This window comes from Limnohabitans sp. (assembly GCF_046052825.1).
In the GTDB taxonomy this organism is placed as follows: Bacteria; Pseudomonadota; Gammaproteobacteria; order Burkholderiales; family Burkholderiaceae_C; genus Limnohabitans.
This window is the reverse complement of record NZ_JAVLFP010000031.1, coordinates 1-10,866: the sequence shown is the minus strand read 5'-3', so window position 1 is coordinate 10,866 and position 10,866 is coordinate 1. Positions and strand designations below refer to the sequence as shown.

Below are 10,866 nucleotides of genomic sequence, written 5' to 3'. Positions count from 1 at the left end.
GGCCCAGGCCACACAGGCGTCCAAGTCGCCCATCACCTGTGCATCGGGGACTTTGGAGATGACTTCGGCTTGCAGCTTGGCAATTTCGCCGTAGCTGCTGGCGTCGCCCTGGCGGATGAACATCTCAGGCGCAATCGCCAAGTAGCCTTCTTTGGCCAGGCGGCGCGTCACGTCGGCGATGTACTCGTGCACCCCAAAAATTTCGGAAATCACCAGCACCACCGGCAGGTTGGTTTTGCCAGCCGGCGCCGAGCGGTAGGCGGGCATTTTGAACCCGTTGACATCGATCACCACCTCGCCAGTCACCAAGCCTTCGCTGGAGGTTTTGATGGCGGTTTGTGCCATCAACGGCATGGCTGCTGCGGCATAGCCCAGCCCCAAGGCGGTTTGCAAGGCCAGGCGGCGTGTCGGTGCGGTGTGCGAAGCGACGGAGCTGTCGAGCAGGGCTTGGCTGTCTTGAATCAGGTTGGCGTTCATGGTGGACTTTCTGTTAATGAGGAGGGAGGATAGAAACGTTGAATACTTTCGTACGCGATCATGCCAAAGATCATTGACCCGACGAAATAGAAGGCTTTCTCTTGGCCTGCGGCGAGGCTGACCCATGCTGGCCCGGGGCAAAAGCCCGCCAAGCCCCAACCCACGCCGAACACCAAGCTGCCGAGCACCACACGCCGATCGATGTGTTCGGACGCAGGCCAATCAAAGTCTTGGCCCAGCCAAGAGTGGCTGCGTTTTTTAGCAGCGGCGAATGCCAAAGATCCAGCCCCGATGGCGCCTGTCATCACCAAGGCCAGTGACGGGTCCCAGTGACCAGTGATGTCTAAAAAGCCAATCACCTTGCCTGGGTCGGTCATGCCTGAGAGCATCAAGCCCACACCAAACAGCAGACCCACCAAAAATTCACTGATGCGTTGCATGGCGCGGCCTCTACAAAAAGTGACGGACCACATACACGGTGGCGAAACCAGCGGCCATGAACACCCCAGTGGCTACCATGGAGCGCGGGGACAGACGTGACAAACCACACACGCCATGCCCACTGGTGCATCCTGATGCATAACGGGTGCCCAAGCCCACCAACAGCCCTGCCACGATCACCATGCCTGTGCTGGCGTCGATCCGAGGTACCTCCAGCAGCCGAGCCGGGTCAACGAATTGCACCAGCCATGGCGCGCAGAGCAGCCCCAACAAAAAACTGATGCGCCAAATGGCGTCCCCTCGGCGTGGGGGGATGAGTCCGCCCAAGATGCCACTGATGCCCAAGATGCGTCCATTGAGCAAAATGAACAGTGCCGAGGCCAAGCCCAGCAGCACGCCACCGGCCAACGATGGCCCAGGGGTGAAATGGTTCCAATCGACGGTCATGTGGCGTTCCTTCAAGCGTTGCAGAAGTTGGCGTACAAGACGTGCATGACGGCCAGGGCTTCAGGGCTGGAGATTTGGTAATAAATGTTTTTGCCTTCACGGCGCGTGTTGACCAAGCCCTCGTTGCGCAGCACACCGAGTTGCTGCGACAAGGTCGGCTGCACGATGCCCAACAGCGTTTCCAACTCACTCACGCATTTTTCGCCCTCTGTGAGTTGGCACAAGAGCATCAGTCGGTCAGAGTTGGACAGCACTTTCATCAAGCGGCAGGCTTGGTCTGCTGACTGATGCATGCTCGCGAGGTCAAAGGTTTTTTTCTTCATGGCATAGGGTCCGTCTGATTTTTTAGTATATTCAAAAACATATTCAATAAATATAGATTGACATCGCATGAACTATTTTCAAAAGGATCCTTCATGAGCAAGGTTTTCACCCACCCACTGGAGCGCTGGCAGCATCGTTTCAACATCGATGGCTATTTGTTTGGCGAACAACCCAATGCTTACTTGGCAAGCCAGCAACAGCACTTGATGCCCGGCACGGCTTTGTCTGTGGCCGATGGCGAGGGGCGCAACAGCGTCTGGCTGGCCAAGCAGGGCTTGCAGGTCGATGCGTTTGATTTTTCTTCCAACGCCGTTCACAAAGCACACCAGTTGGCTGCAACACACCTGGTGCAAGTGAATTTTCATTGCAGCGACTGGCAGTCTTTCAACTGGCCACGTGCGCACTACGACAACGTGGTGGGCATCTTCTTTCAGTTTGCTGGACCCGATCAACGTGCGCAGCTCTTTGCGCGCATGGATGCTGCGTTGAAGCCCGGTGGTGTGATGGTGATTCAGGGGTACAGCACCGCGCAGCTCAAGTTCAACACCGGTGGCCCGGGCGAGCTGGACCACTTGTATGACGAGGCCTTGATGCGCACATCTTTTCCTGGCTACGAGGTGAAGGATTTGCAAACCTACGAGGCAGAAGTCTCTGAAGGCAGCGCACACAACGGCATGTCGGGCTTGGTGGGCTTTGTCGCCAAGAAGCCCATGGCTTGACCCTCAGGCCTGTCATCTGGGCGTCACTTCCCGCCGGGCTGGACCCATTCAGCCCTGGCCAGGACGCAAGAATGAGGGCATGGTTCGTGGGTTTGTTGAATGAGGTCTTGCCGTATGAAAAAGTGGTTTGCTCTTGCGCTGGCGTTGTTCGTGTGCAGCGGCACTTGCGCGCAGTCGAATTGGCCCAATCGCCCGATCAAGTTGTTGGTGCCTTATCCCGCAGGTGGATCGACGGATATCTTGGCGCGACTCTTGGGGCAAAAGCTCTCAGAAGCCTTGGCGCAACCCGTGGTGATTGACAACAAGGGCGGCGCCAGCGGCGGTGTGGCTGCCAGCTACTTTGTGAAGTCGGCTCTGGACGATCACGCGTTCATGGTGGCGTCTCTGCCCATGATGTCGATCAACCAATTCTTGTATAAAAAAATGGGCTACGACCCAGATGCTGATTTGGCACCGATCGGTTTGATTGCACAAACCCCCAACGTGTTGGTGGTCTCGTCCCAAATGCCCGTGGCCTCGCTCAAGGAGTTGGCCGCACGCGCGAAGACATTGCCCGTACCCATGAGTTACTCCAGTTCCAGCTCGGGCAGTGCAGGGCATTTGCTCAATGAGTTGTTCAAGTCGAATGTGGGCATCGAACTCATCCACGTGCCCTACCGAGGCAATGGGCCGGCCATGGCGGCTTTGTTGGCCGGGGACGTGCAATTCACCACCGACAACTTGCCGCAACTGCTGCCGCAAATTCGTGCAGGCAAGCTCAAGCCGCTGGCCGTGACCTCGGCCAAGCGCTGGTTCCAATTGCCCGATGTGCCGACCGTGAGTGAGAGCGGATTTGCCAACATGACCACCTCGGCTTGGTTTGGTTTGGTGGCGCAAAGCAAAGTGCCTGCGGACGTGGTGGCGCGCATGAACCGTGAGCTCAATGCAGTGCTCAACAGCCCCGACTTTGCTGCCAAATTGCGTGACGTCAGCTTTGAGGGCATGCCAGGCACGCCCGCTGACATGAAGCACGCCTCTGTGCGCGAGCGCGATAACTGGAAAAAAGTGATCGAACAATCTGGAGCCAGTGCCGAATGAGTGCCCACGCTCCAGCGCCCTTGCGCACGGGTGGCCAAGTCTTGGTTGATGCTTTGCGCTTGCACGGCGTGGACACGGTGTTTTGTGTGCCCGGTGAGAGCCATTTGCCCATCATCGACGCGCTGCACGACCACCAAGACACCATCCGCTTGGTGGTGTGCCGTCACGAAGCAGCGGCGGCCCACATGGCCGAGGCCTACGGCAAGTTGACCGGGCGTCCAGGGGTGTGCTTGGTCACACGAGGACCCGGCATCACCCAGGCCAGCATTGGCCTGCACACGGCCGCACAAGACTCCACGCCGATGTTGATGTTGGTGGGGCAAATTCACAGTGAATTTCTAGGCCGAGAGGCCTGGCAAGAAATGAACATGGGCCAGGTGTTTCAAACGGTGGTCAAGCGTGTGGAGCAGGTCGATCGGGTGGATCGAATCCCCGAAATTCTGAGTCGCTGTTTGCATGCCGCCGTCTCTGGACGGCCCGGGCCCACCTTGGTCTCTGTGCCCGAAGACCTGTTGTACGCCCAAGCCCAGGTCTCCGATTTGGGGGCTTACCAAACCGTTGTCACGCACACGGGCGCCACCGAGATGGCCCAATTGGCGCATGAACTGGCGCAGGCGCGTCGCCCGGTGTTGATCGTGGGCGGCAGTGGCTGGAGCGCGCAAGCTTGCGCTGATTTGCAACTGTTTGCCGAGCGATTTCAGCTGCCGGTGTGCACTGGCTTTCGGCGACAAGATCTGTTCAACAACACCCATGCGCTGTATGCCGGCGCATTGGGGCCGGGCGTCAACGCCCAGCTGGCACAACGGGTGAAAGACGCCGACTTGGTGGTGGCCATAGGCACCCGCTTGAGCGAGAGCACCAGCGCTGAATACACGCTGTTGCAAGCGCCACGTCCCGTGCAGCGCTTGGTGCACATTCACTCCGACAGCCAAGAACTGGGGCGGGTGTACCAGGCCGATGTGTTGATTCAAGCCAGCATGTCCTCGTGTGCACAGGCGCTGGCCCACATGGCCGCCTCTGCGCCGCCCAGCCCCTGCGCCTGGGCCGAGTGGACGCAGTCTGCACACGCCGACTACCTGGCAGCCTTGGTGCCAACGCAAGTGCCAGGGAATGTGAATTTGGGGACCGTCGTGGCCTGGCTGAGCCAGCGCCTGCCGGCCAATGCCATCGTCACCAACGGAGCAGGCAACTACACCGGGTGGGTGCATCGTTTTTTTCAGCACCAACAATTCAACACCCAACTCGGGCCCATCAGCGGCACCATGGGCTATGGTGTGCCCGCGGCCATTGCTGCGAAGGTGGTCCATCCCGACCGCGTGGTGGTGTGCTTTGCGGGAGACGGCTGTTTTTTGATGAGCGAGCAAGAACTCGCCACGGCCAAGCAACACCGCCTGCCCATTGTTTTCATCGTGGTCAACAACCGCATGTACGGCAGCATTCGCATGCATCAGGAAATCAATTTCCCCGGTAAGGTGTATGGCACCACACTTGAAAACCCAGACTTTGTGCTGCTGGCACAAGCCTATGGTTTGGAAGGTCGGCGGGTCAACTACACCGACGATTTCCCAGGTGCCTTCGAAGCGTCTTTGCGCGCGCCGCATGGTGCAGTCATTGAGTTGTGCACCGACCCGCAAGCCATCACACCCAACACCACCTTGAGCGCACTGCGCCAAGCCCACAGCACCTCTACACCTTAGGATTTCATGAACCGTCACCTCTTATTGCTTGCCGTCGCGCAAGGTTTGTTCCTGACCAACAACGTCACCTTCATCGCCATCAATGGCCTGGTGGGGTTGAGTTTGGCGCCTGTGGGTTGGATGGCCACCTTGCCTGTGATGGGCTATGTGGTGGGCAGTGCGCTGAGCACGGGTTTGGTGGCCAAGTCGCAGCAACGGTTTGGCCGCAAGGGCTCGTTTCAGTTGGGCTTGTTGGTGGCTTTGTTATCGGCCGGTCTGGGGGCTTGGGCGGTGCTGATCCAGTCGTTTTGGTTGCTGGTGGCCACCACGTTCATCGCCGGTTACTACAGCGCCAATGCGCAGTTGTACCGTTTTGCTGCGGCTGAGTTGACCACGGTGGACTTTCGCGAAAAGGCGGTGTCTTTGGTGATGGCCGGCGGTTTGATCGGCGCCATCATTGGCCCCAATTTGGCGATGTACACCAAAAATTTGCTGGCGTTTCCCTTTGCCGGCGCCTATGTGGCGCTGGCCTTGGTGGCCGTGGTGTCGATGGGGGTCATGGCATGCATTCAGTTTCCGCCTGCACCCGTGGCGTCCAGCAGCGACCAACCCGGGCGACCTTTGGGCGTGATCATGCGCCAACCGGTGTTCATGGTGGCGGTGCTTTGCGCATCCTTAGGGTATGGCGTGATGAACTTGCTCATGGCCGCCACGCCTTTGGCCATGCAAGTGTGTGGTTTGGAATTTTCAGACACCGCATGGGTGTTGCAGTGGCACGTGATTGGCATGTTCGCACCTGGCTTTGTGACCGGGCATTTGATCAAACGCTTTGGGGTGCTGCCCGTGATGGGTGTGGGCGTGTTGCTGAACTTGGCCTGCATTGCGGTGGCCTTGTCGGGCGCCGACTTGCAGCAGTTCTTGGTGGCCTTGTTCTTGTTGGGCGTGGGCTGGAACTTCTTGTTCACCGGCAGCACCACCTTGTCGATGCAAGCCTACACACCGCCGGAGAAAAACCGTGCCCAAGCTGCCATCAACTTCTGTGTGTTTGCCACCATGGCCGTGACCTCGTTTGCGTCAGGTGCCTTGGTCACCACCCAAGGTTGGGCCTGGCTCAACTGGGGGTCCTTGCTGCCTGTGGCCTTGGCGGGCTTGGGGCTGCTGTGGTTGCGGTGGTCAGGGCACTTGAAGTCCAAACCTGTATCAGCTTAATGTGAGGCTTCGTCAGCGGTGTCGGTTTTGATGGGGCAGGTGTTGATGCCCAGCAAGGTGTACATGCCACAAAAACTGAACACGCCCGTGGCCAGCACGATCAGGCCTAGATAGCCCCATGCGCCGATGGTGTGGGTGAGTGCAAGGGCCACCAGCACGGCACCCACGACGATGCGCAAAACGCGGTCAATACCGCCAACATTTGATGTCATACATTTCTCCGATGAAGCGTTGAGCCAATACAGGCATTGCATTGGATCCCTTCATCATGCGCTTTCCCTTGAGGCATATCAAGAGATGCTTATATTTGAATCAGTCGCCCGAGGGACTGGCCACTGGTGCCAACCCCATGGGCAAGCACGGGCTCTTCTGGCAAAGTCACGCCAACATTGTCAGACCCAGGAGACTTTCGTGGCCCAACCCTTTCACCTCCAAGACGGTTGCAACCAATGCAGCCCACGCCGTGGCTTTTTGACGGGTCTGTTGGCCGCTGGCGCGGCGGCGGTGCTGCCCTCATGCGCCACCTCGTCCAAAGACGCGCCGTTGCCTGCCGCTGCCAAGCGCAGCTTGGTCGATGTGCACCACCACGTGTGGGCCCCCGCGTTTTTGAAAGAGCTGGAAACCCGCAAACTGGCTGAGCCACCTGCGCGCAATTGGTCGCTCAACAAAACGCTCGACGACATGGCCCAAGCAGGCGTGACGTACTCGATCACCTCACCCACCACACCTGCGGCCAGCTTTGGCGACGCCGCCACCATGCGCGCCATGGCCCGCGTGAGCAACGAATACGGCGCACAGCTGGCGCGTGACTACCCCAGTCAATTTGGCTTCTTTGCCACCCTGCCCATGCTCGACGTGGAGGGTGCTTTGGCTGAGATTGCCTACAGCGTGGACGTGCTCAAGGCCAATGGCATTGCCATGCTCACCAGCTACGACGGCAAATGGTTGGGCGACAAAGCATTTGCGCCCATCATGGACGAGATCAACCGACGCAAGCTGGTGCTCTACACCCACCCGTCCAGCCCCAAGTGCTGCGGCAATTTGCAAGAAGGTGTGCCCGGTTCCACCATCGAGTTCGCCACCGACACCACCCGCACCATCACCAGCTTGTTGTTCAGCGGCACGGCCACGCGTTGCAAAGACATCAAGTTCATCTTCTCGCACGCCGGGGGCACCATGCCGTTCCTGGTGGAGCGTCTCACCATGCTGCCCAAGCTCAACGCCAACTTCGGCAAGATCTTGCCCAGCGACCAAGTGCTGCCCACCTTGCGCAGCTTTTACTACGACACCGCGCAAGCCTCGCACCCTGGTGCGCTGCTGTCGCTCTTGAACCTGGTGGATGTGTCGCAGGTGGTGTTTGGCACCGACTTCCCATACCGCACCTCGCTCGACCATGTGAAAGGCCTCATGGCCATGGGCTTCAGCATGAACGACCTGACGGCGATTGAAAGCCGCAACGCCCAGCGTTTGCTGGGACGTGCCTGAACACTTCAGTACGAAGGCCATGGCCTGGATGGCCATCTTTTTGAGCGCGATTTCGCTCAGTGTTTGGGTTGATTCATCATAGCACCTGGTGCTATGATGAATACATGCGTATAAAGCAAAGCACCCACCATCGTGTGTTTAAAACGGCATGGTTCGCCAAAGCTGCCAAGAAGGCACGTATCTCAGATGCCGCTTTGTGCTTTGCAATTTCTCAAGTGAAAAAAGGGCAAGCAGATGACTTGGGCTCGGGTGTTTATAAAAAGCGCTTGAACGACAACATGCACCGGTCCATCATCTTGACCCAGTCTGAGCAAGGGTGGGTTTATCAGTTTTTGTTTGCCAAAAAAGACCGTTCAAACATTGACAGTGATGAGTTGCTTCAGTTTCGTGCCCTTGCAAAAGCGTATGCCAAATTGACAACGTCCCAACTGGATCAACTCATCAGAGACCAAGCATTCTTGGAGATATGCCATGACCAAAACTAAACCTCGTTACAAGTCTGACGCTTACGAATCCATACACGCATCTGCCCAAGCGCTGATGAAAGTTGGTGCAATCAGCAAAACAACGCTGCGCGAATTTGATGAAGCATGCTTGGCGTCGATGCCAGAGAGCATCAAGCCGGAATTGATCAAAAAAATACGTGAACAAAACCATGTCAGTCAACCTATTTTTGCGCGATACCTCAACACCAGCGAGTCCACCGTTCAAAAGTGGGAAACGGGTGCCAAGAGCCCAAGTGGTATGGCGCTGAAGTTGTTAACGGTTGTCCAAAAGCATGGCTTGAATGTTTTGACATAAACAGATCTGAATTGACCTGCTCCAAACGCCACCCTCGGGTGGCGTTTCGTTGTTAGCCCAAGCGTTTGACCACGGCCTGACCTGTGGCGTGCGTGCCCAATTTGCCGCCCACGTCGCGCGTGCATTCACCTTTGGCAATGCACTCTTCCACGGCTTGGTCGATGGCTTGCGCAGCCTGCAAGTAAGCGGCGTTGCCTGAGCGCTGGGCATGCCAGCTCAGCAACATCGAGGCCGACAACACCAGCGAGAACGGGTTGGCAATGTCTTGGCCCGCAATGTCGGGGGCCGAGCCATGTGCCGCTTGGCCCATGGCGTTGTTCAAGCCCGCGTTCAAGGAGCCGCCCAGCCCCAAGCTGCCTGAGAGTTCGGCCGTGAGGTCCGACAAGATGTCGCCAAACATGTTGGTGGTCACGATCACGTCAAAGCGTGCCGGTGCGCGCACCACGTGGGCCATCATGGCGTCGACGATGAAGTCGTCCACGGTGACTTCGGGGAAGTCTTGGGCCACGCGGTGGCAGGCATCCAAGAACATGCCATCGGTGACTTTGAGCACATTGTGTTTGTGCACCAGGGTCAGGTGGCGCTTGCGCTGCATGGCCAGTTCAAACGCGCTGCGTGCAATGCGCTCGCAGCATTCGCGGGTGATGCGACGCAGCGAGATGGCCACATCGGGCGTGACCAAAATTTCGCTGTTGCCCGACTCCACGTTGCGGTCGGCGTAAAAGCCTTCGGTGTTTTCGCGCACCACCACCAGGTCAAACGCCGAGGTGATGGTTTTCACGCCGGGGTAGGTGCGTGCAGGGCGGATGTTGGCAAACAGGTCCAGGCTTTTGCGGAAAAACTTGGACGGGTTGATTTCGCCTTTGGCTTCGTCTTTGAAGTCGTAGGTCGCCATGGGGCCGAGCATCAGGCCATCGGCGTTTTTGACTTTTTCCAACAGTGCAGGCGTCACGGTCGCGCCGTGCTGCTGCAAGCTGGCGTGGCCCGCGATGTCGTGCAGCAACTCCAGGCCAAGGTTGAAGCGCTTGGAGGCGGCTTGCAGCACATCGACGGTGACCGCCATGGTTTCGGGGCCAATGCCGTCGCCGGGTAAAACAACAATTTTCATAAACAACTGATCGTGGGTTCAAAAGGAAAGTGAAATGCAAGGGGTTGGGGTGTCATTGCTCAACTTTGAGGTCGGCGTCTTTGACGAGTTTTTCAAACTTGACAGCTTCGCTGCGCACATAGTCGGCAAATTCAGCGGGTGTGTTTTTGGGCACCGCCATGTTGTCGCCTTCCAAGCGTGCGCGGAGCTCAGGTGCAGCCAGCACGGTGTTGACATCGCGGTTCAAGCGCTCAATCACCTCCGCAGGTGTGCCTGCTGGCGCAAACAAACCACCCCACAACGTGTAACTGAAGCCAGGCAAACCTGCTTCGGCCACCGTGGGCACGTTGGGCAAAGAGCTCATGCGACGCGTGGTGGTCACCCCCAAGGCCTTGAGCTTGCCCCCTTTGATTTGGGGCATGGCCGCTGAGGCGCTGCTGAAGAACGCTTGCAAGCGACCGGCCATCAGGTCGGACATCAGAGGGCCCACGCCTTTGTAGGGCACGTGCACCATGTTGAGCTTGGCCCCGAGGGCCAAGGCCACGGCGGACAGGTGGCCGGGCGTGCCAGCGCCAACCGAGCCGTAGCTGAACTCGCCGGGTTTGGCGCGTGCCATTTGGATGAACTCAGCCACGGTGTTGTAAGGGGCATCGGCGGGTGCCAGCATGATCAAGGGCGCATTGCCAATCAGCACCACGGGCACCAGTTCTTTCATGGGGTCGTAGCCCAGGTCTTTCATGAGCACGCGGTTGACGGTGATCTCACCGGTTTGGCCCAAGAACAAGGTGTAGCCGTCGTTTTTGGCTTTGGCTGCGATGCGTGTGCCTACCGTGCCGGAGACCCCTGGCTTGTTGTCCACCACCATCGGCTGCTTGTAGAGCGTGGAGAGTTTGTCGCTCACCATGCGTGCAAACACATCGCCTTGGCCACCGGGCGCATAGGCCACGATGACGGTGACGGGTTTGTTGGGGTAGTCGTTGTCGGCGGCTTGTGCCGATGACAGTCCCAGCGTGGCCAGCAGTGCTGTGGCCCAAAGGCGCGTGAGCCAGTGGCGTTTAGGAAATTGGTTCATGGGTGTCTCACAGGGGGTGGATAGGGGGATGGATACGGGTATGGATACGGG

The 10,866-nt window shown here is 58.2% G+C and carries 14 protein-coding genes; 7 read left to right on the top strand and 7 right to left on the bottom strand.

Translation table 11 applies throughout. From position 1 onward, the window contains the following. From ACKWJN_RS05050 to ACKWJN_RS05035, 4 genes are all read right to left on the bottom strand, one after another. On the bottom strand, positions 1 to 477 hold a 477-nt coding region (locus ACKWJN_RS05050; protein WP_408595099.1), incomplete at its 3' end, for a dienelactone hydrolase family protein. Beyond that, on the bottom strand, positions 474 to 917 hold the full coding sequence (locus tag ACKWJN_RS05045) for a DUF6691 family protein (RefSeq protein WP_408595097.1): 444 nt from the start codon (positions 915 to 917) through the stop codon (positions 474 to 476). The genes ACKWJN_RS05045 and ACKWJN_RS05050, both read right to left, overlap by 4 nt. Before the next feature lie 10 nt (positions 918 to 927). Then, complete coding sequence (locus ACKWJN_RS05040) at positions 928 to 1,365, bottom strand: YeeE/YedE family protein (protein ID WP_408595095.1); 438 nt, start codon at positions 1,363 to 1,365, stop codon at positions 928 to 930. Positions 1,366 to 1,376: 11 nt separating this feature from the next. After that, entirely contained in the window at positions 1,377 to 1,688 is a 312-nt protein-coding gene (locus tag ACKWJN_RS05035; RefSeq protein WP_408595093.1) for an ArsR/SmtB family transcription factor, read from the bottom strand. Between the two features lie 93 nt (positions 1,689 to 1,781). On the opposite strand from ACKWJN_RS05035, the gene ACKWJN_RS05030 reads away from it, so the two are divergent. From ACKWJN_RS05030 to ACKWJN_RS05015, 4 genes are all read left to right on the top strand, one after another. Further along, positions 1,782 to 2,408 (top strand): SAM-dependent methyltransferase, encoded by a 627-nt coding sequence (locus ACKWJN_RS05030; protein WP_408595091.1) that lies wholly within the window; start codon positions 1,782 to 1,784, stop codon positions 2,406 to 2,408. A gap of 114 nt (positions 2,409 to 2,522) precedes the next feature. Further along, positions 2,523 to 3,485, top strand: coding sequence for a Bug family tripartite tricarboxylate transporter substrate binding protein (locus tag ACKWJN_RS05025; RefSeq protein ID WP_408595089.1), 963 nt, complete (start codon positions 2,523 to 2,525; stop codon positions 3,483 to 3,485). After that, complete coding sequence (locus ACKWJN_RS05020) at positions 3,482 to 5,182, top strand: thiamine pyrophosphate-binding protein (protein WP_408595087.1); 1,701 nt, start codon at positions 3,482 to 3,484, stop codon at positions 5,180 to 5,182. The genes ACKWJN_RS05025 and ACKWJN_RS05020 overlap by 4 nt, the downstream gene beginning before the upstream one ends. A gap of 6 nt (positions 5,183 to 5,188) precedes the next feature. Next, positions 5,189 to 6,370, top strand: a complete 1,182-nt coding sequence (locus ACKWJN_RS05015) for an MFS transporter (RefSeq protein WP_408595085.1) — start codon at positions 5,189 to 5,191, stop codon at positions 6,368 to 6,370. On the opposite strand, the gene ACKWJN_RS05010 is transcribed toward ACKWJN_RS05015, so the two are convergent. Next, positions 6,367 to 6,582 carry a DUF2892 domain-containing protein gene (locus ACKWJN_RS05010; RefSeq protein ID WP_408595083.1) on the bottom strand — a complete coding sequence of 72 codons (216 nt, stop codon included), beginning with the start codon at positions 6,580 to 6,582 and terminating at the stop codon, positions 6,367 to 6,369. The two genes, ACKWJN_RS05015 and ACKWJN_RS05010, sit on opposite strands and share 4 nt — an antisense overlap. Positions 6,583 to 6,781: 199 nt before the next feature. Between ACKWJN_RS05010 and ACKWJN_RS05005 the strand changes: the two genes are divergently transcribed. The 3 genes from ACKWJN_RS05005 (at position 6,782) to ACKWJN_RS04995 (ending at position 8,656) form a co-directional block, all read left to right on the top strand. Continuing rightward, positions 6,782 to 7,855, top strand: a complete 1,074-nt coding sequence (locus tag ACKWJN_RS05005; protein WP_408595082.1) for an amidohydrolase family protein — start codon at positions 6,782 to 6,784, stop codon at positions 7,853 to 7,855. Positions 7,856 to 7,923: 68 nt separating this feature from the next. Beyond that, positions 7,924 to 8,340, top strand: a complete 417-nt coding sequence (locus tag ACKWJN_RS05000; RefSeq protein WP_408595080.1) for a type II toxin-antitoxin system RelE/ParE family toxin — start codon at positions 7,924 to 7,926, stop codon at positions 8,338 to 8,340. Then, a complete protein-coding gene (locus ACKWJN_RS04995) occupies positions 8,327 to 8,656 on the top strand; it encodes a helix-turn-helix domain-containing protein (protein ID WP_408595078.1) in 330 nt (109 codons plus the stop codon). Before ACKWJN_RS05000 ends, ACKWJN_RS04995 begins: the two co-directional genes overlap by 14 nt. A gap of 52 nt (positions 8,657 to 8,708) precedes the next feature. Here the strand turns inward: ACKWJN_RS04995 and ACKWJN_RS04990 are convergent, their stop codons facing one another. Further along, on the bottom strand, positions 8,709 to 9,764 hold the full coding sequence (locus tag ACKWJN_RS04990; RefSeq protein ID WP_408595076.1) for an isocitrate/isopropylmalate dehydrogenase family protein: 1,056 nt from the start codon (positions 9,762 to 9,764) through the stop codon (positions 8,709 to 8,711). A 52-nt stretch (positions 9,765 to 9,816) separates the two neighbouring features. Continuing rightward, positions 9,817 to 10,815: a Bug family tripartite tricarboxylate transporter substrate binding protein gene (locus tag ACKWJN_RS04985; protein WP_408595074.1), complete on the bottom strand. Its 999-nt coding sequence runs from the start codon at positions 10,813 to 10,815 to the stop codon at positions 9,817 to 9,819. Positions 10,816 to 10,866 lie beyond the last annotated feature (51 nt).

Excerpts from the sequence above, each read along its gene's own strand:
- ACKWJN_RS05015 (WP_408595085.1), top strand. The coding sequence starts at position 5,189 with ATGAACCGTCACCTCTTATTGCTTGCCGTCGCGCAAGGTTTGTTCCTG.
- ACKWJN_RS04985 (WP_408595074.1), bottom strand. The coding sequence starts at position 10,815 with ATGAACCAATTTCCTAAACGCCACTGGCTCACGCGCCTTTGGGCCACA.
- ACKWJN_RS04995 (WP_408595078.1), top strand. The coding sequence starts at position 8,327 with ATGACCAAAACTAAACCTCGTTACAAGTCTGACGCTTACGAATCCATA.
- ACKWJN_RS04990 (WP_408595076.1), bottom strand. The coding sequence starts at position 9,764 with ATGAAAATTGTTGTTTTACCCGGCGACGGCATTGGCCCCGAAACCATG.
- ACKWJN_RS05040 (WP_408595095.1), bottom strand. The coding sequence starts at position 1,365 with ATGACCGTCGATTGGAACCATTTCACCCCTGGGCCATCGTTGGCCGGT.
- ACKWJN_RS05035 (WP_408595093.1), bottom strand. The coding sequence starts at position 1,688 with ATGAAGAAAAAAACCTTTGACCTCGCGAGCATGCATCAGTCAGCAGAC.
- ACKWJN_RS05010 (WP_408595083.1), bottom strand. The coding sequence starts at position 6,582 with ATGACATCAAATGTTGGCGGTATTGACCGCGTTTTGCGCATCGTCGTG.
- ACKWJN_RS05020 (WP_408595087.1), top strand. The coding sequence starts at position 3,482 with ATGAGTGCCCACGCTCCAGCGCCCTTGCGCACGGGTGGCCAAGTCTTG.
- ACKWJN_RS05025 (WP_408595089.1), top strand. The coding sequence starts at position 2,523 with ATGAAAAAGTGGTTTGCTCTTGCGCTGGCGTTGTTCGTGTGCAGCGGC.
- ACKWJN_RS05045 (WP_408595097.1), bottom strand. The coding sequence starts at position 917 with ATGCAACGCATCAGTGAATTTTTGGTGGGTCTGCTGTTTGGTGTGGGC.
- ACKWJN_RS05030 (WP_408595091.1), top strand. The coding sequence starts at position 1,782 with ATGAGCAAGGTTTTCACCCACCCACTGGAGCGCTGGCAGCATCGTTTC.